This window comes from Rahnella aquatilis CIP 78.65 = ATCC 33071, from assembly GCF_000241955.1.
In the GTDB taxonomy this organism is placed as follows: Bacteria; Pseudomonadota; Gammaproteobacteria; order Enterobacterales; family Enterobacteriaceae; genus Rahnella; species Rahnella aquatilis.
Map to the genome: position 1 here is coordinate 3330958 of NC_016818.1, position 19692 is coordinate 3350649.

The window sequence follows — 19692 nt, forward strand, 5'->3', positions numbered from 1 at the left end:
CTCAGCCCCCGGTCACCGGCGGGAAGAACGCCACTTCATCGCCCGCACGCAGCGGATGCGCCATCGTGGTCAGCGTCTGGTTAACCGCCACCAGTAATTTCCCTGATTCCAGCGCCAGTGCCCAGCGGTCGCCCCGTCCGGTGAGCGAAGTCCGTAGCTCTTCCACCGTGGCGAAATCCGCAGGAAGTTGCAGACCTGAGGTGCCGGTCAGTTCGCGCACCTGCGCGAAGAATAAAATATCAATCATACTTGCACCTTACTTTCCGCTTTAAAGTCCCCGGATTTGCCACCGCTTTTTTCCAGCAGACGGATCGGGCCGATCACCATATCTTTCTGCACGGCTTTACACATGTCATAGATAGTCAGCGCCGCGACAGAAGCCGCCGTCAGCGCTTCCATTTCCACACCGGTTTTACCGCTCAGACGACAGCGTGACTCGATACGAACACGGTTATGTTCCGGCTGCGCTTCCAGCTTCACTTCCACTTTGGTCAGCAACAACGGATGGCACAGCGGGATCAGGTCCCAGGTTTTCTTCGCAGCCTGAATACCGGCAATCCGCGCTGTGGCAAACACATCACCTTTGTGGTGGTTGCCGTTGATAATCATTGCCAGCGTGTCAGCCGCCATTTCAACAAAGGCTTCCGCACGGGCTTCGCGGACGGTTTCCGCTTTACCGGAGACATCCACCATGTGGGCGTCACCGGACGCATTAATATGGGTCAGTTCAGACATACTTATTTCTTCAAATGTGGAGTGAAATTGCACGGCCCCTGACGGGCATCGAGCTGCGCTTCAATAATGTTGTCCCAGGCGGTCTGGCAGGCACGGGTTGAACCGGGCATGGCGAAAATCACCGTCTGGTTAGCGATGCCGCCAATGGCGCGCGACTGAATGGTCGAGGTGCCGATATCTTCAAACGACACCATGCGGAACAACTCGCCGAAGCCTTCGATTTCGCGGTCAAACAGGGGTTTCAGCGCTTCCGGCGTATTGTTGCCCGCGTTAAAACCGGTACCGCCGTTGACCAAAATCGCCTGAATCTTTTCATCAGCAATCCACGCGGAGACCACGGCACGGATGCTGTAAATGTTCTCTTTGACGATTTGCTGCGCAACGACGTGATGGCCGCCTTCGGTGACCGCTTCTTTCAGGTAATGCCCGGATGTGTCTTCAGCGTCGGTGCGGCGGTCAGAAACCGTCATGATCGCGACAGATAAAGGCAAAAACTCTTTACTGGCTTTACTCATCAGTTTGCTCCTTAAACGATAAATGCCGGATTCAGCCGCCGATAAACGACAGGTTCTGAGTAACTCCGGTATTGCCTTCATGCAGGAAGTGGGTTTGTTTTTTACGGCTGAGGCCGCCCTGAATGCGGTCCATCAACGCGTCCTGCTGCATGTCGTCGGCTAATAAATCGCGTAGCGGAATGCCCTGCTCGCCGAAAAGACACAAATGCAGATTGCCGATGGCAGACACGCGCAACCGGTTACAGCTTGCGCAAAAGTCTTTTTCGTAAGGCATGATCAGACCGATTTCACCCAGATAATCCGGATGGCTAAAGACCTGTGCGGGGCCGTCGCTGCGGGCGCGAAGCTGTAACTGCCAGCCCTGACGCACCAGTTGTTCGCGCAGTACTTCGCCCGAAACATGGTGTTTACGGAACAGGTCACCACCGTCGCCGGTTTCCATCAGTTCGATGAAACGCAGCTGGATGGGACGGGTTTTGATCCAGCCGAGGAAGGTATTCAGACTGGCATGATTCACATCGCGCATCAGCACGGTATTGACTTTCACCTTGCTGAAACCGGCATCAAAGGCGGCATCAATACCCGCCATAACGTCATGAAATTTATCCTGCCCGGTGATGGCATGAAACTGGCGGGCATCAAGACTGTCAACGCTGACGTTGATGTTAGTCAGCCCCGCGTCGCGCCATTTCGCAATATCACGCGCCATACGGTAACCGTTGGTCGTCACTGCCAGCGTTTTGATTGAGGGATTTTCGCGCACGGTGGCAATGATCTCGCAGAAATCGCGGCGCAGCGACGGCTCTCCACCGGTCAGACGCACTTTTTCCGTCCCTAAATTAGCGAACGCGCGGCTGACCCGACGGATTTCATCGAGCGAGAGAAAACTTTTATTGCTGTGTCCGTGCGGCTTGTAGCCATCCGGCAGACAATAGGTGCAACGAAAATTGCACACGTCTGTGATCGACAGCCGCAAGTAGTAAAACTTGCGGGCAAAAGCATCAGTAAGTTGAAGCACCTTTAACACCTTTCCAGATACGGGAGATGCGGGCATTTCTGCCATGCACCCTGGTGACTTATGGTCACGGCCAGGGCTCCATATTGTTTCTGTGGGAACGACGTCAGAAAGGCAACTTAGGAACCAGGGCTAGGAGTTGATTCATCCGGTCCATAGCGGAGCGAGGATGAATACGGGGTAACGGGGCATATTCTAACGCCGCAAAGTCCGGATCGCCAAGATGGTTTTTCGTTATGCATTTTGATACATAACGGTTTTTCACCCCCAAAAGCGGCATTTTCAATGCCTAAATCGCCTGGTTTTTAATACTCTGAGAGTGGCAGGAAGGGATAACATCTTGTTGCAAAATTAGGTAAAATCCGCCGCTGGAAAACGATGTAAACCCGCCACTCCCCATTTGAAAGGAAAACCATGCGCAATCGAACATTAGCTGACCTCGACCGGGTGGTGGCGTTAGGCGGAGGTCACGGGCTGGGTCGTGTGATGTCTTCACTTTCGCTGCTCGGCCCGCGCCTGACCGGCATTGTGACCACCACCGATAATGGCGGATCCACCGGCCGTATCCGCCGTTCCGTTGGCGGCATCGCCTGGGGTGATATGCGCAATTGCCTGAATCAGCTGATCACCGAACCGAGTCTGGCATCGGCGATGTTCGAATACCGTTTCAGCGGTCAGGGCGAGCTGGACGGCCATAATCTTGGCAATCTGATGCTGCGCGCCCTGGATCACCTCACCGTGCGCCCGCTTGAAGCGATCAATCTGGTGCGCAGCCTGCTGAAAGTCGATGCTGAACTGATCCCGATGTCAGAACATCCCGCCGATCTGGCGGCAATTGATGCCAATGGTGAGCACGTTCACGGCGAAGTGAACGTCGATAAACTGGCACAAATACCGCGTGAACTGCTGCTGGAACCGCAGGTGCCTGCCACCCGTGAAGCGTTACAGGCCATCGCCGAAGCCAATCTGATCCTGATCGGGCCGGGGAGTTTCTTTACCAGCCTGATGCCGTTGCTCCTGATGAGCGATCTCACCACTGCCCTGCGCCGCAGCCGGGCACATATCGTGTATATCGGAAATCTGGGGAAAGAACTGAGTGTCGCCGCCGCCTCGCTGACGCTGGATGACAAACTGGATATGATCGAGAAACGTATTGGCCGCCGCGCCGATGCCGCGATTGTCGGGCCGAAAGTCAACGTCGGCGCAAGCGCCGCTGAACATCTGATTATTCAAAGCCCGCTCGAAGCCAGTGATGTGCCCTATCGCCATGATCGCGATATGCTACGGGCGGCAATAGAAGAAGCGCTGCAAAAAATGCTCTGAGTTCGGAATAACAGAAACAGAAAAGGCCGCATCAGCGGCCTTTTCTGCGTCCGGGGAACAGCGTTTATTGCCAGTCGGCCAGGATTTCCGCCGTGGTTTTTACCGTTACCGGATTGCCCGGCACGGATAACTCACGCCACACTTCATTATGCTGCCCGATAAGTTGCTGCGCCGTCGCATGTGTACGATCGCCGGTAGTGTGCGCATCCGATGCCACCGTCACGGCATAACCTTTGCTGGCAGCAACTTTGATGGTGGTGTCCACACAATAATCCGTTGCACAACCGCAGATCGTAAAACGGGTTATCTTCAGTTCCTGCAAAACGTTATCCAGTGAGGTACGGTAGAAAGAATCACAGGCGGTTTTAGTCACAGAAATCGCGCCTTCCGGCTGATGTAATTCCGGTAATACCTGCCAGTATTCGCTGCCTTCGGTCATTTCACCTTCGGCGTGTTGGATAAAAATAACGCGCCCGGCCTGGTCAATCAGCTGATTAATGCGCTCAGTCCGTCCGCTGCGGTCATGACGCGGAGAAGCGAACACTCCGTTTTGCATATCCACTACAATAAGAACATGTTGCTCTGACATGATTTTCCCTCACAAAAAAACGCCCTGAAATGCGCGTAAATTACTTTTTCACCAGCGGATGATTATTCCACGGGCTGTCGGCAGCGGGTGCGGCGGTACTGACTTTTGGCTTTTGCGGGGCCTGTGCGGAAAGCGGCGTGCGGCGCTTGCTGCGGGTCATATCCGGGCGCAGATGCCCTTCGATGAAATCCAGATATAAGGTTTCCACTTCCTTACGCGCCCACGGCGTGCGGCGCAGGAATTTCAGGCTGGATTTCACGCTTGGGTCACTTTTGAAACAATTGATATTGACCTGAGAAGCCAGCGCCGGCCAGCCAAAGTTATCCACCAGCGTTGTCAGCAGTTTTTCCAGCGTGACGCCGTGCAGCGGATCTTTCGCTGCCCCAGGGTGTTGTGGTGTATCAGTCATTGGCTCGCTCTTTGTAAAATGTCTGGGTCATGATTTTTAAGCCGCGCAGTCTACCACCCTTCTCGTTAAGAAATCGCAATAAACTGTTCACGCAATGCATGCAGCTCGTCGCGGGTATTGGCCGCTTCTTCGAACTCCAGATTCTGCGCGTGTGCATACATCTTGCTTTCCAGCTCTTTGATGCGCTGCTCCAGCGCTTTTGGCGTAAGCGACCTGAAGGTTTGCGCCGCTTCGGCATCGCGTTTGTCTTTGTTCTTTTTGGTTTTCGGCTGGCCCAGTTGCAGAATATCGGAAATCTTCTTGTTCAGCCCCATAGGTGTGATGCCGTTTTCGAGGTTGTACGCTTCCTGTCTGGCGCGACGACGTTCGGTTTCTTCAATGGCGCGGGCCATTGAATTGGTAATTTTATCGCCGTACAAAATCGCTTTACCGTTGAGGTTACGCGCCGCACGACCGATGGTCTGGATAAGCGAGCGTTCCGAACGCAGGAAGCCTTCTTTGTCGGCATCGAGGATCGCCACCAGCGACACTTCCGGCATATCCAGCCCTTCGCGCAGTAAGTTGATACCGACCAGCACGTCAAATTCCCCCAGACGCAAATCGCGGATAATCTCCACACGCTCGACGGTATCGATGTCAGAGTGCAGATAACGCACCTTCTCGCCGTGTTCTTCCAGATACTCTGTCAGATCCTCGGCCATGCGTTTGGTCAGCGTGGTGACCAGCACACGCTCGTTAATCGCGACGCGTTTGCGGATTTCAGACAGCAGGTCATCAACCTGCGTGGTCACCGGTCGCACTTCAATGATCGGATCCAGCAGACCGGTCGGACGCACCACCTGATCGACCACATCGTCACCGGATTTCTCCAGCTCGTATTTCCCCGGCGTGGCCGAGACATAAATACTTTGCGGTGCCAGCGCTTCGAATTCCTCAAAGCGCATCGGGCGGTTATCCAGTGCGGAAGGCAGACGGAAACCATATTCCACCAGCGTTTCTTTACGCGAACGGTCGCCTTTATACATGCCACCGATTTGCGGAATGGTGACGTGCGATTCGTCAACAATCAGCAGGCCGTCAGCTGGCAGATAGTCAAACAAGGTCGGCGGCGGCTCGCCCGGCCCGCGGCCTGACAGATAGCGGGAGTAGTTTTCGATACCGGAGCAATACCCCAGCTCATTCATCATTTCGAGATCAAACTGCGTGCGCTGGCTGATGCGCTGCTCTTCCAGCAGTTTGTTATTGGCCAGCAGCACCTTGCGGCGATCGGCCAGTTCGACTTTGATTTCTTCCATCGCCTGCACAATACGTTCGCGCGGCGTGACGTAGTGCGTTTTCGGGTAGATGGTAAAACGTGGCACTTCATGCTGTACCTGGCCGGTCAGCGGATCAAACAGTGAAAGACGTTCAACTTCCTGATCAAACAACTCAATGCGCAACGCCAGATCGTCCGATTCAGCCGGGAAGACATCGATCACTTCGCCACGCACGCGGAAAGTGCTGCGCTGGAAAGCCTGATCGTTGCGCGCATATTGCAGTTCCGCCAGACGACGCAGGATCGAGCGCTGATCGATAATCATCCCTTTAGTCAGATGCAGCATCATTTTCAGGTATAAGTCCGGGTCGCCCAGACCGTAGATCGCAGAAACTGAGGCCACCACAATGACATCGCGCCGTTCAAGCAGCGCTTTGGTGGCAGAAAGACGCATCTGCTCGATGTGTTCGTTCACCGAGGCGTCTTTTTCGATAAAGGTATCCGAGCTCGGAACATACGCCTCAGGCTGATAATAGTCATAGTAAGAGACGAAATATTCGACGGCGTTTTCGGGGAAGAACTCTTTCATCTCGCCGTATAACTGTGCGGCCAGCGTTTTGTTGGGGGCAAGCACCATCGTCGGACGGTTCAGATCCGCGATCACATTCGCCACGGTAAAGGTTTTTCCTGAACCGGTTACCCCGAGCAATGTCTGGTGCGCCAGTCCGTTCTCCAGCCCTTCTTCCAGACGGCGTATTGCCTCAGGCTGGTCACCTGACGGTTTAAATTCGGAATGCAGTTTGAACTCTTTACTCATGACGGGCTACCTGACTGAAATGGGAATGCATAGGGCCGTGCGCGCTGAACGGGTGAACAGTTTGCGGAAAAATAGTATGAAAGACTTCGCGATTTTTGCCAGCCCTGATTTTACCCTCGCTATAATACTGTATATAAAACCAGCTTCCAATCGATAAAAAATGTTTGCGTTTAACATGCTGGCGCCCCTGCACTTTTTTAGGATATGACGAATAAGAATTTTCACCATCAGGGGACATTTTTTCTCAGAATCCTTACCCCCTCCACTTTCTGATCACAGGTTGACGAAGATTGACACAACGATGACAAACGAATTACGGCAGTATTGCTTTTAACTAACCCATTGATTAAAAACACTATCATTAAAAAGGTGCGAATACGGGCAAACTGAGCGGAACCCGCATGCTGACTCGTCTGTAGCAACTTTTCTCACTCTCATGCACAAGGTTATCCACAGGAATAGTGGATAAGTCTCAGCGCGCCCCGCGCTGCGGGAGTTGGGAAAAAACCGGATTTTGGCTCCCGCAGGTCTGAGAGGCTTTTTTTAGTTATTTTTTATCTTTTTTATCCCCTTATTTATGCCTATTTTGCCTAGATTTCCGGGCTGATGTTTCTTGCAAAAAACCAAAAGTGCATCTCAGCGGTTTTTTTGGCTCACGTTTGTCCATGAGCTTGCACCAAAAACAGAGGGGACGGCACTGGCAAAGTGCAGTTCCCTGTGTGCCGCCTCTGACGGGAAGAATTTCAAAACCTCAGAAATGCTAATGAATAATCCGAAAGGGGAAGCGTCCCGGCTGTTAACACAGCGGTAACTTCTTTTTTCCCGGCCATTTTCACAAACTTGGCCTGAGAGTTGCAACGTTTCTGAATGAAAGGGTTGCGGCAGCCAGAACGACTTTTTTCACCCCGGCATAAAAAATGAGGATCTGCGTGTTTTCGGGCGGACAAAATCATTTTTAGTGCGGGGAAACGCCCCTTAACCCCATTTATCACTGGTTAAGGTGCATTTATCTGTAATTGATGCTGTCAGGTTAGCCGTCAACAAACGGAATTAAATTCTGCGTTGGGGCATTAACAGCGGAACATAAATGTCAGAAATATGACAGCGGCCGTCAAAATGAAGTTCAGCGGAAGGCTCCGTGCGGGAGGGAGGTCTGATGTTAAGTGTAAAATCAGTTAATCAGTATTATGGGCAAAAACATATTCTGTGGGATATCAATCTCGAACTGTACCGCGGTCAATGCACCTGCCTGATCGGGCGAAATGGCGTGGGAAAAACCACGCTGGTGAACTGCATCATGGGGCATCTTCCGGTGAAAAGCGGCGCCATCTCCTGGCAGTCGCGTGACGAAGAGCCGCAAAGTCTGCTGAATTTGCCGGTCGAAAGCCGCGCGCAAATGGGGATCGGTTATGTGCCACAGGGACGGCAGATTTTTTCGCAGATGAGCGTCGATGAAAACCTGCAAATCGCCATGATGGCCAGCCGGAATAAGACCCGTCGTGTGCCGGAAGAGGTATATGACCTGTTTCCGACATTAAAGGAGATGGGGGCGCGCAAAGCCGGTGAGCTCGATGAAAGCCAGCAGCAGCAACTGGCCATCAGTCGTGCGCTGGTTCAGGAACCTGAATTACTGATTCTGGATGAACCGACCGAGCACACCAGCGCGTCGATGGCGGCAAACATGGGCAATATCATACACCGCCTGAACCGTGATCTCGGCCTGACCTTGTTGCTGGTCGGCCATAAATTGCCGTTCATCCGCAGTGTCGCTGACCGGTTCTGTCTGGTCGACGGCGGACGTAACATCGCGCAAGGCACGCTGGCTCAGCTTGACGATACGTTAGTCAAAAATTATCTGACCGTCTGACGTCTCATGCCGTGAGACGGTTAAGATGAAGATACTGTCCCAAATTAACGTCAGTTCCGGCACTCAGGTACGGGATCTCGCCCAGCAAAGGCGCAGGCAGCATACGCGTGAGCGTATCCATATAGGCCTGATGATGCTTCCCCGTTTCCTGTACGTCATTGGCTATCCAGCCTGCCAGATGCAAACCACTTTGTGCGATGGCCTGCGCCGTCAGCACGGCGTGGTTAATACAACCCAGCCGCATGCCTACCACTAACACCACCGGCAATTGCTCGGCAATCGCCCAGTCGGCAAAGGTATAATCCGCCGTCAGCGGTGTATACCACCCCCCCGCACCTTCCACCACCACCCAGTCCGCCAGCGGTTCGAGATGACGTAATCCGTCGGATAACACCTGTGGATCAACCGGCCGTTTTTCCAGTTCGCTGACGATATGTGGCGAAGTCGGTTCGATAAACGTGCACGGGTTCACTTCGTCATAACGCAGCCCGACAGTGCTGTAAGCCTGCAAGGTCAGTGCGTCACTGTTGCGCGGGCCTTCGCCGGTCATTTCACTGCCTGATGCCACCGGTTTATAACCGGCGGTTGTGTGTCCGGCGCATGCAGCAGCCTGTAAAAATGCAGTGGTCGCCACGGTTTTACCGACTTCAGTGTCGGTGCCGGTAATGAAGTATTTTTGTTTCATGAAAAGCCTGGTGTTGGTTGGCTCCCTCCCCGCATTGAAATCGGCTTTTGCTCCTCCCCCTGCGAAGGGGGAGGGAGCAGACCGCGCCGGTTTCAATCCGGGGAGGAGTAAATTATCTTGGGATCAGTTCTTCGACCTGCAAAATGCCGTAGACCAGCCGGTAGTTGAGCGGCAGGATGCCGTCGCGGCGGGCGTAGTGTTTGTCCAGCAATTGCAGGCGTTCCCTCCCCCCCAGACCGCCGAGACGACCATTTTTGATGTGCGTCGCGCCGATGCCTTTCAGCGAGCGAAGCAGCGACATCACATCAGGGAATTGGGCTACGTGCTCGCTGAAAGTGACTTCGTGGCGATACGGCGCGCAGGCTTCGGCGATTTTGTCCGGCGTCAGGAACTGATTGACGTGACGTCGGCCATCGACCTTCATCCAGGCAGCAGCCAGCTCATTGAGCGAACCTTCTGCCAGCGTGGAGAACAGCACCAGCCCGCCGTTGCGGGTAACCCGGTGCATTTCTTCCAGGGCGCGCGGCAGTGCGTTGCACCACTGCACGGCCAGATTGCTGAAGCAGATGTCGACAGAATTGTCGGCAAACGGCAAACGTTCGATGTCGCCCGGCACGTATTCATCCGCTGAATCCAGCTCACGCGCACGGTTCAGCATGCCTTCGGAGAGATCCAGCGCAATGACATTTTTACCCTGCGCACGCCAGTGACGGCTGAAGTGGCCAGTGCCGCAACCGGCATCGACGACAATCTTGCCGGCGTCTTTCAGATACGGCGCAGCCAGCGCCAGCAATTCCTCACCCACATCACGCTGCAATTGCGCAGCGTTTTCATAACTGATGGCAGCACGACTGAACGCGTCGGCCACCGCTTGTTTGTTCACTAATTCAGTGACTGCACCCATGAAGGGACTCCAGCAAAAAATCGATATCTTCCGGCCTGTGCGCCGCTGTCAGGGTAATGCGCAACCGCGCACTGCCCGGTGGCACCGTCGGTGGACGGATGGCGCTGACCCATAATCCGCGCTCACGCAACATGGATGCCAGATCCAGCGCGGGCTGGTTTTCACCCACAATCACCGGCTGGATCGCCGTCTGTGAACCGGTCAGCGGATACGGCAAACCGGCGGCACCCGCGCGAAAACGGGCAATATTGGCCGCCAGTTTATCACGCAGACCATCATCCTGCCGGACTCGTGCCAGTGCAGCCTGTAGCGCACACACCTGCGCGGCGGGCATCGACGTGCTGTAAATCAGATGACGGGCAAACTGTAACAGGTAATCTGCGGTCACCTCATCACACAGGACGGCCGCGCCACTGCAACCGAAAGCTTTTCCGAAGGTGACCACCAGCAGTTCCGGCCTGATGCCCTGCTGCCAGCAACTGCCGCGCCCTTCTTCACCGGTAACGCCCACGCCATGCGCGTCATCAACCATCAGCCAGCTACCGTGCGCTTTGGACAGGTTATGCAGATCAGCCAGCGGTGCCGCGTCGCCGTCCATACTGAATACACCTTCAGTCACCACCAGCGTTTCACCGCTGACCGGTTTTTCCAGCAGGCGCTGCAGGGAATCCGGCTGATTATGGTGAAAACGGCGTAACTGCGAAGGCGCATGAGCTGCGGCTTCCAGCAAGGAGGCGTGGCTGAGTTTGTCGGCCAGCACGCGATCATCACTTTGCATCAACGCCGCGAGAATCGCCTGATTCGCCGCAAAACCGGAGATAAACAGCAACGCACGCGGATATCCCTGCCACTGCGCCAGTTGCTGCTCAAACTCTGCATGCGCCTCGCTGTAGCCGGTGACATGTCCGGAGCCGCCGCTGCCAACGCCGTATCTCTCCGCGCCCTGCTGCCACGCGGCAATCACCTGAGCGTCCTGACTCAGGCCGAGATAATCGTTACCGGAAAAGTTCAGATAACGCCGGTCACCCTGCGTCAGAAAGCGTGCGCTGCCGCCCCGGTTTGGCTGCCGCACACGAAAGGCCGCCGCCTGTTTGCGCGCCGCTACCGCGTCGTTAATCCGCGTTTGCCAGCTCATCGGTTATACGGCGGCGTTGTAGAACTGATCGGTATCGGCATGTACCAGTTTTTGGGCCAGCGCGGCCTGCTGCTGGTTATCGCCCATTTCTGTTTCAAATGCCTGCGGGTTCAGTCCCAGCTTGCCGAATAAGATTAAGTCTTTATCCTCTGCCGGGTTTGGCGTGGTCAGCAGTTTGCAGCCGTAGAAAATGGAGTTGGCACCGGCCATAAAGCACATCGCCTGGGTCTGCTCGCTCATCTGTTCGCGACCTGCGGAAAGGCGCACATACGATTGCGGCATCATGATGCGGGCGACCGCAATAGTGCGGATGAAATCAAACGGATCCACATCATCGTTATCCGCCAGCGGCGTGCCTTTGACTTTCACCAGCATGTTGATCGGCACACTTTCCGGCGGCACCGGCAGGTTCGCCAGTTGCATCAGCAAACCGGCGCGGTCTTTCACGGTTTCACCCAAACCGACAATGCCGCCTGAGCAGACTTTAATGCCTGCGCCGCGCACTTCTGCCAGCGTATCCAGACGTTCCTGATAGCTGCGGGTGGTAATGATGCTGCCGTAAAATTCCGGCGAGGTATCCAGGTTATGGTTATAAAAATCCAGACCGGCATGCGCCAGGCGCTGTGCCTGTGTGGTGTTCAGCGTGCCGAGGGTCATGCAGGTTTCCATTCCCATCTCTTTCACGCCCTGCACCATTTGCTCAAGGTAAGGCATATCGCGGTCATGCGGGTTTTTCCACGCCGCGCCCATGCAGAAACGGGTCGATCCGGCGGCTTTTGCCTGACGGGCGGATTCCAGCACCTGCTCAACCTGCATCAGACGTTCTGATTCCAGCCCGGTTTTGTAGCGGGAACTCTGCGGGCAGTATTTACAGTCTTCCGGACAGGCACCGGTTTTGATCGACAGCAAGGTGCTGACCTGAACCTGACGCGGGTCGAAGTGCTGACGGTGAATTTGTTGCGCTTCGAACATCAGCTCTAAAAAAGGCTTATCGAACAGGGCCTGAGTTTTTTCCAGCGTCCAGTGGGTGCGGGCAGTCATTGCGACTCCTTTAAAAAGTGTTCAGTTATATTTTTTTCATAATCCGTAAACCATTTTTAATTTGTTTTGGTTTACCGTCAACGTTAAAATTATTTTTTGGTTTACAACTTTACGCCCGCAGGACTTTCTATGACCCCCGCCGACATTGAATTCGATCAGCGCCACATCTGGCATCCGTACACATCCATGACCAAACCGCTGCCCGCGTATCCGGTGGAATCTGCCTCCGGCGTGATGCTGCAACTGGCCGACGGACGCCAGCTGGTTGACGGTATGTCATCCTGGTGGGCGGCGATCCACGGTTACAACCATCCGCAACTGAATCAGGCGGCTATCGACCAAATCGGAAAAATGTCGCATGTGATGTTTGGCGGGATCACCCACCCGTCGGCGGTGGCGTTGTGCCGCCGTCTGGTAGAGATGACCCCCGCCGGTCTGGAGTGCGTGTTTCTGGCGGATTCCGGCTCGGTGGCCGTTGAAGTGGCGCTGAAAATGGCGATGCAATACTGGCAGGCACGCGGCGAAAAACGTCAGACGCTGCTGACCCTGCGCAACGGCTATCACGGGGATACCTTTGGCGCGATGTCAGTTTGTGACCCGCAAAATTCGATGCACAGTTTGTATCAGGGTTATCTGCCACAACATTTGTTTGCAGATGCGCCGCAGAGCCGTTTTGACGGGGAATGGGATGAGTCGGATGTCGCGCCGTTCGCCAAAATGCTCGACGAGAATCACCGCAAAATCGCGGCCGTCATTTTAGAACCGGTGGTTCAGGGCGCAGGCGGGATGCGAATTTATCACCCGCTGTATCTCAAACGCGTGCGTAAGTTATGCGATGAATACGGCGTGTTGCTGATTGCCGATGAGATTGCCACCGGATTTGGCCGCACCGGCAAGCTGTTTGCCTGTGATCACGCCGGGATTTCGCCGGACATCCTCTGCCTCGGTAAAGCGCTGACCGGCGGCTACATGACCCTCTCCGCCACGCTCACCACCCGCCATGTGGCGCAGGTGATCAGTGACGGCGAGGCAGGATGTTTCATGCATGGCCCGACATTTATGGGCAATCCGCTGGCCTGCGCGGTTGCCAACGCCAGTCTGCATTTACTCGCGGAAAACCGCTGGCAGGCGCAGGTACTGACCATTGAAAAACAGCTGCGCGACGGGTTACAGCCGCTGGCAGAACATCCGGCCGTCGCCGACGTACGGGTGCTCGGAGCGATTGGTGTGGTGGAAATGCGCCAGCCGGTAGACATGGCGCAGTTGCAGAAGCATTTCGTCGGGCAAGGGGTATGGATACGTCCGTTCGGCACGCTGATTTACCTGATGCCGCCATACATTATTTCGCCTGAAGAACTGAGCAAACTGACCGGCGCAATCGCCAGCGCACTGGCCGCACTTTACTGATTAGCCTGTACTGACTAACCGGTGCGAGGTGGATAACAGCGCGCTCAGTTTTTCCCGGCTGAGCCGCGCCTCTTCATTAAGAAAATCAATCGCCACTTTCAGTACGGGCGTCGGGTTTTCGGGATACAACAGCGTATAGGATGCGCCACTCGCCACGCATAAGGGGAACGGCGCAATCACCCTGCCCGCCTGCAAATCATCTTCGATTAATGTCAGGTCACCTATCGCCACGCCATAGCCCTGTAAGGCTGAGTTGATCGCCAGATCCAGCGTATCAAAATGCTGCGATTTCGCCGACGGCAGCCCCTGTACGCCTTCTTCACGCAGCCACAACAGCCAGTCGCGACGATCGCGCGTCGGGTGAAGCAGCGTTTTATCGGCCAGATCTGCCACTGCCGTTTTCCCGTTATGGCGTGGCAGAAAATCCGGCGTACACACCGGCGTCAGCACTTCATCAAACAGATGATGCGCACGGCGCTGTGATTCCGGCGGACGACCAAACACCACGGCGGCATCAAAATGTTCGTTGCTGAAATCCACACCGTGGGCGATGGAAGCCGTCAGCTCGATCTGCATATCCGGCCTGTCATTTTGCAGCTGAATCACCCGCGGCAGCAGCCAGCGCATGGAGCAGGTCGGGCATTTAATGCGTAAGGTATCCGGATGCGACCCCACACGTTGCAGGGCTTCGCCCATCAGCGCCAGCGCCTGCTGTACCGGCGGCAACAACTGCGCCCCGCGCGGGGTCAGCGTCAGCCCGCGGGCCTGACGTAAAAACAACGGATACCCCAGTGTGACCTCAAGCCCGGTGATCTGGCGGCTGACCGCGCCCTGCGTGATGTGCAACAACGACGCCGCGTGCGTCAGATTCAGCGTCTGTGCGACCACCGCAAAGGTTTTCAGCACGTTGAGCGAAGGGAGATTCAGATACGGCAGTTCAGGAGAAAAACTCACACTTACCTCGTCAGGAACGTCATGCAGCCATGATTTAAGATCATAACGAGTATGACAAACTTTCCATTGTCGGCACAGGGGAACTGTTGCTTAATCATTCAACACCCGTTTTTATCTTCACATGGCCACGCGGCCTGCTTTTTTTGGGGGAAATGCTATGAAGAGCGCTATGTCGCCCCGCTCCAAATTACCTGACGTCGGCACCACAATTTTCACCGTTATCGGCCAGCTCAGTGCTGAACACAATGCCCTGAACCTGTCACAGGGTGCGCCGAATTTCTCATGCCAGCCCGCGTTAATCGACAGCGTCGCAAAAGCCATGCGCGAGGGTCATAACCAGTACGCACCCATGAGCGGCGTGGCGGCATTACGCCATGCGCTGTCCGCCAAAGTCGACGCGCTTTACGGTTGTAAATATGATGCCGACAGCGAAGTGACGGTGATTGCCAGCGCCAGCGAAGGTCTGTATTCCGCCATCAGTGCCCTGGTCCATCCGGGCGATGAAGTGATTTATTTCGAGCCGTCGTTTGACAGCTACGCACCGATCGTCCGTTTACAGGGCGCGAAGCCGGTGGCTATCGGCCTGTCGATGGACGATTTCAGCATCGACTGGGATCAGGTCGCCAGCGCCATCAACAGCCGCACGCGGATGATCATCATCAACAGCCCGCATAATCCGACCGGTGCCATTTTCACCGAATTTGATATCGAACGTCTGACCGCGCTGACCAGAGACACCGACATCGTCATTTTGTCCGATGAAGTGTATGAGCACGTAGTGTTTGACGGCGAACGCCACGAAAGCATGGCCTGCCATCCGCAACTGGCTGAACGCAGCGTGATTGTGTCGTCTTTCGGCAAAACCTATCACGTCACCGGCTGGCGTGTGGGTTATTGCCTGGCCCCGGCAGAACTGATGGATGAAATCCGCAAAGTGCACCAGTTTATGGTGTTCTCTGCCGATACGCCGATGCAGGTCGCTTTCGCCGAAGCGCTGGCTGACCCGCAAAGTTATCTGGGACTGGCCGATTTTTATCAGCAAAAACGCGACCTGCTGGCCGAAGCCCTCAGCGGATCCCGCTTTGAATTACTGCCGAGCCGTGGCAGTTTCTTTATGCTGGCGCGTTTTAGTCATTTCAGTCCGCTGACCGACGACGAATTTGTGCTGAGCCTGATCCGCGATCATCAGATTGCGACCATTCCGCTGTCAGCCTTTTACAGCAATAACAAACCTACCGGGCTTATCCGCCTGAGCTTTGCCAAAAATAATGACACGTTGTACGAAGGCGCACGCCGGTTGTGTCGCGTCTGAACCTTTGTATTCATCAAAATAACGCTGGGGAATTGTGAATAATGAAAAAATTGAAAATCGCATTGTTGTTAGGTTGCGCCGTGGCGTCTTTCTCCGCACTGGCTGACGGTTCCACGCTCAAATTTGGTCTGGAAGCGCAATATCCACCGTTCGAATCCAAAAGCGCGACCGGTGAATTGCAGGGTTTTGATATCGATCTGGGTAACGCCGTCTGCGCCGCCGCCGGTGTGAAATGCGACTGGTACGACACCTCTTTCGACGGCCTGATTGCAGCATTGCAGGCGCGTAAATTTGATGCAATTAACTCGGCGATGAACGTGACAGATAAACGTCGTCAGGCAATTGATTTCACCCACGTCATTTACCGCGTCCCGACCAAACTGATCGCCAAAAAAGATTCCGGCCTGCTGCCCGCCACTGAATCACTGAAAGGCAAGCATATTGGCGTGTTGCAGGGATCGATTCAGGAAAGTTATGCGCAGGCGCACTGGGCACCGAAAGGCGTGGATATCGTTTCTTATCAGGATCAGAACCAGGTCTACCTGGATCTGTCATCCGGTCGCCTTGATGGCACCTTAGTGCTGGCACCCGCCGGTCAGAGCGGTTTCCTGTCGCGTCCTGACGGTAAAGAGTATGGCTTCGTCGGCGACGCCGTGCGTGATGACAAAATCCTCGGCAGCGGCATTGCCTTCGGCCTGCGTAAAGGTGATACCCAGTTGAAAGAGAAGCTGGACGTGGCTATCGCCAAAGTGCAAAAAGATGGCGTTGTGAAAGCGCTTTCGAAGAAATACTTCGGCGACATTGATGTGAGTGTGAAATAAAGCCGCCGGGAAGACAGGTTTTACTTTTGCTCCTCCCCCTGCGAAGGGGGAGGAGAGCCTACACATCATATTGAATATTAAGGATATTGGTTTTCTATTATGAGTTTATACCTTGTTTTTTATCCAGCAAATAAATCTTATACAAACTAATTTCTGTTTTGAAGAAAAGAGCACAAATAGTTCAAGCGTTATTCGAAACTACAATTCACTGGATAAATCTTACTCATTGAATTCATTAACATTTTGCATTATTTCCGCATAAAATATAGGTGTATATTATCGTTTTCTCCACAGAACGGTAATCATTATGCCTCACACGACAAAGCGTCTCTACTTCTATGCTCCCGGTGATCATTTCCATCTTGCCCCTCTTGATATGTTCGTCGTGGCAAAAAAATCAGTCAGAGAAAATGGCATTCACTGGCTGGAACCCGTCTGGTCAACAGGCCCAACTCCCGATAAAAATGGTTTGTTGTTATTCACTTCTAAACTGGATGCTTTGATATATACCTTCATATTAAATAAAGGGGCAAACGAGGATTGGAATGTTTACCCTTTCAATGATGTCAGCGTGACTGAAATGATGATTGATGTAGCTCCACTGACAGAGACATATTCAATATATATTGCATTCGGTTTCAGCGTAGATAGCAAAGAGTCTCTTATATTCACCAGCGGTGGTTTACGAACCAGAAGTTTTATGCAAGATTTCAAAATAGAAAAAGAAAGCTCTGCTTTATCTCCAATTACGCTGAAATTTGAAAACACACTTTTTCAACAAATAAATGATTACTGGAAAGATTATTACGCTGATTATTGTGAGGAAATAAAAAAACAAAACGCATTAGACGGTGCGCATTTAATGCAAACTGCCCATACTGCCATTGAGAAAATTGAAAGATCTAAAAATGGGAAAATAAACGACTTTGATTGTATTTCGCATTACTCAATTAACAAAGAAAAATGGATCACTTCATACTGAAAAGGATAAATAAGAATGGCAATGATCGGATATTTTATACGTCTTGGTGATAAAACCTCATGCGGCGGAAAAGTAGTAAGTGCATCAAGTCATATTATACATCACGGACTAAATTTAGCTCGTGTAGGAGATAAAGTGACATGCGGTAAAAACGAAGGTGTATTTAATCTGTTTGGTGGAATACATAACTACACTTGCGATGGTATTCCTTGTATTGGCACACTTGAAAGTTTCGCCGGTTGCCCATGTCGATCCAGATTATTCGCAAGCGAATTTTCATCCAGTTACTATCCTGAACCGCCGAAAATGGCGTCACAGAAAACTACTGTCAATGAACCTGAGCAACACGCACAGGCGGCAAAGAAACAGATGGTTACTGAAACTAAACCAGAATCGGCACCAGCTTCCCCTCTAAAAGAGGATAAACCACCACGCAAACCGGTGGATGCTGGATTCTGCATTGTTGATTTACCTGCGAATGTAAAAGATTTTGGAGACTATTTATTTTACAATCCTATAGCAGGGGCAAGAGAATTATACGATACACTCAACGGCAGCGGGCCAATCAAACCAGCGTCTATTCTTTTATTAGTTGACCCTGATAAACAAGATCCAAAACAAATCGAAACTTTGAAGAAAGCAAAAGAAAAAGTTGATACTGCATTAAGTGATTTGACGATGGAAGAAGCGTCATTACTCTACAAACATAAAGACGCTATAGATGCTTTTACAGGAATCGGGAGTAGTATCACTGGAATGGCATCTGAGGTGGGTGGAAAATATTTTGAGGAAATAGAGAAGGTATTGAAAGAAATACAACAAACCTACCAAAACGCCTATATTACCAGAGGTGCTTTAATTGGTGAGCAATTCTATGTACAAAGAGCAATGCATTTTAAAAAGCTTAATATGTTGCTTAATAATTTCATGAAATTTAAATTGGGTATGAATGAATATTCAGACATTAGACGCGCATTAGGTTTATCAAGTAGAAGCATAATGCGGCATTGGTCACAAACCGGCGTTACAGATATTGAGGGCTATGCAACATATATAGAAAAATCAGCAAAGCTTATAAAAGCCATGAAGAAATTAGGTTATGTCGGTATAACACTAGATTTTGCAAACACAACTAATACTATTTATGATGCTTGCACAGTTGGTAGAGAGTCAGAGTGTAAAAGAATAACAGTGGTTGAGTACAGTAAATTTGCTGGGTCGCAAGCCGGTGGATTAGTTGGAGGAGCAATAGGGGCGCGATTATCAGGGGCGGCTTGTGTGTGGGGGCTGGGTTTGCTTACTAGTGAAATCGGCGGTGCGGGCGCATTGCTATGTTCTGCTGTAGCTGTGACCGGTGGTTTGGCTGGTGGAGAGGTTTTAGGTTCAGTAGGTGAAGATCTCGGCAGTAGTGCCGGGCAAGTAATGTATGAGGCATTCTATAGTGAGTGATAAAACCGTCATTGATATGATTACATTCTTACTACTTATATTAGTAATAATATTAGAGTTGGTAGTAACATTTTTCAATGAAAGACGTTATCAAGAACTATGTGATGAATACAAAAAGAAACATAACATCATACCCCCCGGAGTTATGTCATTTAAATATTTCAATTTTAATATAGTATATATTAGTGTTCCAGTTGAAAAAATATCCTATGTTTACTTACCACTCTGTTTACGAAAAGAAAATCGTATGATCAAAAAGGATTTGTATTTTTGGCATGATTTTATAAATACAAGTAAATTTAAGTGCTGGGGAATTATTGAAGTTTCTTTGATTGTAATGTCAGCAACTATCTTTATTTTTTTAATTGCTCATTATTATTTTTTTTGACATTCAAAGATAAAAACATAGTTAGAAAAAAAAGGTGCGGAATATTCCCGCACTTTTTTTCTGCCTGTCGGGCAGTGAACTGTTGCGTT

Annotated in this window: 20 protein-coding genes and 1 riboswitch; of the genes, 8 read left to right on the plus strand and 12 right to left on the minus strand. The window is 52.2% G+C overall.

Annotated elements, in window-relative coordinates; genetic code table 11:
- Position 1 precedes the first annotated feature (1 nt).
- From moaD to moaA, 4 genes are all read right to left on the minus strand, one after another.
- On the minus strand, positions 2-247 hold the full coding sequence (gene moaD / locus RAHAQ2_RS15025) for a molybdopterin synthase sulfur carrier subunit (RefSeq protein ID WP_015698055.1): 246 nt from the start codon (positions 245-247) through the stop codon (positions 2-4).
- Positions 244-735 (minus strand): cyclic pyranopterin monophosphate synthase MoaC, encoded by a 492-nt coding sequence (gene moaC / locus RAHAQ2_RS15030; RefSeq protein ID WP_015698056.1) that lies wholly within the window; start codon positions 733-735, stop codon positions 244-246. Before moaC ends, moaD begins: the two co-directional genes overlap by 4 nt.
- A 2-nt stretch (positions 736-737) precedes the next feature.
- Entirely contained in the window at positions 738-1250 is a 513-nt protein-coding gene (gene moaB / locus RAHAQ2_RS15035) for a molybdenum cofactor biosynthesis protein B (RefSeq protein WP_013576377.1), read from the minus strand.
- 31 nt (positions 1251-1281) lie between these two features.
- Positions 1282-2268: a GTP 3',8-cyclase MoaA gene (moaA, locus tag RAHAQ2_RS15040; RefSeq protein WP_015698057.1), complete on the minus strand. Its 987-nt coding sequence runs from the start codon at positions 2266-2268 to the stop codon at positions 1282-1284.
- Positions 2259-2416, minus strand: a riboswitch (molybdenum cofactor riboswitch). Its footprint overlaps the gene before it by 10 nt.
- Positions 2417-2679: 263 nt before the next feature.
- On the opposite strand from moaA, the gene RAHAQ2_RS15045 reads away from it, so the two are divergent.
- Positions 2680-3588, plus strand: coding sequence for a gluconeogenesis factor YvcK family protein (locus RAHAQ2_RS15045; protein WP_015698059.1), 909 nt, complete (start codon positions 2680-2682; stop codon positions 3586-3588).
- A gap of 64 nt (positions 3589-3652) precedes the next feature.
- Here RAHAQ2_RS15045 and RAHAQ2_RS15050 read toward each other — a convergent pair whose 3' ends face one another.
- The 3 genes from RAHAQ2_RS15050 to uvrB all read right to left on the minus strand — a co-directional run bounded on the left by RAHAQ2_RS15050 (position 3653) and on the right by uvrB (position 6658).
- Positions 3653-4177: an isochorismatase family protein gene (locus RAHAQ2_RS15050; RefSeq protein WP_015698060.1), complete on the minus strand. Its 525-nt coding sequence runs from the start codon at positions 4175-4177 to the stop codon at positions 3653-3655.
- 40 nt (positions 4178-4217) lie between these two features.
- The gene (locus RAHAQ2_RS15055; protein WP_015698061.1) at positions 4218-4586 is read right to left on the minus strand and encodes a VF530 family protein; all 369 of its coding nucleotides are present in this window, start codon (positions 4584-4586) and stop codon (positions 4218-4220) included.
- A gap of 65 nt (positions 4587-4651) precedes the next feature.
- Positions 4652-6658, minus strand: coding sequence for an excinuclease ABC subunit UvrB (gene uvrB / locus RAHAQ2_RS15060; protein ID WP_015698062.1), 2007 nt, complete (start codon positions 6656-6658; stop codon positions 4652-4654).
- Between the two features lie 1156 nt (positions 6659-7814).
- Between uvrB and RAHAQ2_RS15070 the strand changes: the two genes are divergently transcribed.
- Complete coding sequence (locus RAHAQ2_RS15070) at positions 7815-8525, plus strand: ABC transporter ATP-binding protein (protein WP_013576383.1); 711 nt, start codon at positions 7815-7817, stop codon at positions 8523-8525.
- Positions 8526-8529: 4 nt separating this feature from the next.
- On the opposite strand, the gene bioD is transcribed toward RAHAQ2_RS15070, so the two are convergent.
- The 4 genes from bioD to bioB all read right to left on the minus strand — a co-directional run bounded on the left by bioD (position 8530) and on the right by bioB (position 12290).
- A complete protein-coding gene (bioD, locus tag RAHAQ2_RS15075; RefSeq protein WP_015698064.1) occupies positions 8530-9210 on the minus strand; it encodes a dethiobiotin synthase in 681 nt (226 codons plus the stop codon).
- A gap of 112 nt (positions 9211-9322) precedes the next feature.
- Entirely contained in the window at positions 9323-10114 is a 792-nt protein-coding gene (gene bioC, locus RAHAQ2_RS15080; protein WP_015698065.1) for a malonyl-ACP O-methyltransferase BioC, read from the minus strand.
- Positions 10098-11249 carry an 8-amino-7-oxononanoate synthase gene (gene bioF, locus RAHAQ2_RS15085; protein WP_015698066.1) on the minus strand — a complete coding sequence of 384 codons (1152 nt, stop codon included), beginning with the start codon at positions 11247-11249 and terminating at the stop codon, positions 10098-10100. The genes bioC and bioF overlap by 17 nt, the downstream gene beginning before the upstream one ends.
- A 3-nt stretch (positions 11250-11252) precedes the next feature.
- Entirely contained in the window at positions 11253-12290 is a 1038-nt protein-coding gene (gene bioB / locus RAHAQ2_RS15090; protein ID WP_015698067.1) for a biotin synthase BioB, read from the minus strand.
- A gap of 129 nt (positions 12291-12419) precedes the next feature.
- Here bioB and bioA point away from each other — a divergent pair, with 129 nt between their 5' ends.
- Entirely contained in the window at positions 12420-13697 is a 1278-nt protein-coding gene (bioA, locus tag RAHAQ2_RS15095; protein ID WP_015698068.1) for an adenosylmethionine--8-amino-7-oxononanoate transaminase, read from the plus strand.
- Here the strand turns inward: bioA and RAHAQ2_RS15100 are convergent, their stop codons facing one another.
- Positions 13698-14651 carry a LysR substrate-binding domain-containing protein gene (locus RAHAQ2_RS15100; RefSeq protein ID WP_015698069.1) on the minus strand — a complete coding sequence of 318 codons (954 nt, stop codon included), beginning with the start codon at positions 14649-14651 and terminating at the stop codon, positions 13698-13700.
- Positions 14652-14808: 157 nt separating this feature from the next.
- Here RAHAQ2_RS15100 and RAHAQ2_RS15105 point away from each other — a divergent pair, with 157 nt between their 5' ends.
- From RAHAQ2_RS15105 to RAHAQ2_RS15125, 5 genes are all read left to right on the plus strand, one after another.
- Complete coding sequence (locus tag RAHAQ2_RS15105) at positions 14809-15963, plus strand: methionine aminotransferase (RefSeq protein WP_015698070.1); 1155 nt, start codon at positions 14809-14811, stop codon at positions 15961-15963.
- Positions 15964-16004: 41 nt separating this feature from the next.
- On the plus strand, positions 16005-16784 hold the full coding sequence (locus RAHAQ2_RS15110; protein ID WP_015698071.1) for an ABC transporter substrate-binding protein: 780 nt from the start codon (positions 16005-16007) through the stop codon (positions 16782-16784).
- A gap of 307 nt (positions 16785-17091) precedes the next feature.
- Positions 17092-17766, plus strand: coding sequence for a hypothetical protein (locus RAHAQ2_RS15115; protein ID WP_015698072.1), 675 nt, complete (start codon positions 17092-17094; stop codon positions 17764-17766).
- 15 nt (positions 17767-17781) lie between these two features.
- A complete protein-coding gene (locus RAHAQ2_RS15120; RefSeq protein WP_015698073.1) occupies positions 17782-19215 on the plus strand; it encodes a PAAR domain-containing protein in 1434 nt (477 codons plus the stop codon).
- Positions 19208-19603, plus strand: coding sequence for a hypothetical protein (locus tag RAHAQ2_RS15125; protein WP_015698074.1), 396 nt, complete (start codon positions 19208-19210; stop codon positions 19601-19603). Before RAHAQ2_RS15120 ends, RAHAQ2_RS15125 begins: the two co-directional genes overlap by 8 nt.
- Positions 19604-19692: the final 89 nt, after the last annotated feature.

Coding starts and splice junctions, on each gene's coding strand:
- moaD (WP_015698055.1), bottom strand. CDS start 247: ATGATTGATATTTTATTCTTCGCGCAGGTGCGCGAACTGACCGGCACC.
- moaC (WP_015698056.1), bottom strand. CDS start 735: ATGTCTGAACTGACCCATATTAATGCGTCCGGTGACGCCCACATGGTG.
- moaB (WP_013576377.1), bottom strand. CDS start 1,250: ATGAGTAAAGCCAGTAAAGAGTTTTTGCCTTTATCTGTCGCGATCATG.
- RAHAQ2_RS15045 (WP_015698059.1), top strand. CDS start 2,680: ATGCGCAATCGAACATTAGCTGACCTCGACCGGGTGGTGGCGTTAGGC.
- RAHAQ2_RS15050 (WP_015698060.1), bottom strand. CDS start 4,177: ATGTCAGAGCAACATGTTCTTATTGTAGTGGATATGCAAAACGGAGTG.
- RAHAQ2_RS15055 (WP_015698061.1), bottom strand. CDS start 4,586: ATGACTGATACACCACAACACCCTGGGGCAGCGAAAGATCCGCTGCAC.
- uvrB (WP_015698062.1), bottom strand. CDS start 6,658: ATGAGTAAAGAGTTCAAACTGCATTCCGAATTTAAACCGTCAGGTGAC.
- RAHAQ2_RS15070 (WP_013576383.1), top strand. CDS start 7,815: ATGTTAAGTGTAAAATCAGTTAATCAGTATTATGGGCAAAAACATATT.
- bioD (WP_015698064.1), bottom strand. CDS start 9,210: ATGAAACAAAAATACTTCATTACCGGCACCGACACTGAAGTCGGTAAA.
- bioC (WP_015698065.1), bottom strand. CDS start 10,114: ATGGGTGCAGTCACTGAATTAGTGAACAAACAAGCGGTGGCCGACGCG.
- bioF (WP_015698066.1), bottom strand. CDS start 11,249: ATGAGCTGGCAAACGCGGATTAACGACGCGGTAGCGGCGCGCAAACAG.
- bioB (WP_015698067.1), bottom strand. CDS start 12,290: ATGACTGCCCGCACCCACTGGACGCTGGAAAAAACTCAGGCCCTGTTC.
- bioA (WP_015698068.1), top strand. CDS start 12,420: ATGACCCCCGCCGACATTGAATTCGATCAGCGCCACATCTGGCATCCG.
- RAHAQ2_RS15105 (WP_015698070.1), top strand. CDS start 14,809: ATGAAGAGCGCTATGTCGCCCCGCTCCAAATTACCTGACGTCGGCACC.
- RAHAQ2_RS15110 (WP_015698071.1), top strand. CDS start 16,005: ATGAAAAAATTGAAAATCGCATTGTTGTTAGGTTGCGCCGTGGCGTCT.
- RAHAQ2_RS15115 (WP_015698072.1), top strand. CDS start 17,092: ATGCCTCACACGACAAAGCGTCTCTACTTCTATGCTCCCGGTGATCAT.
- RAHAQ2_RS15120 (WP_015698073.1), top strand. CDS start 17,782: ATGGCAATGATCGGATATTTTATACGTCTTGGTGATAAAACCTCATGC.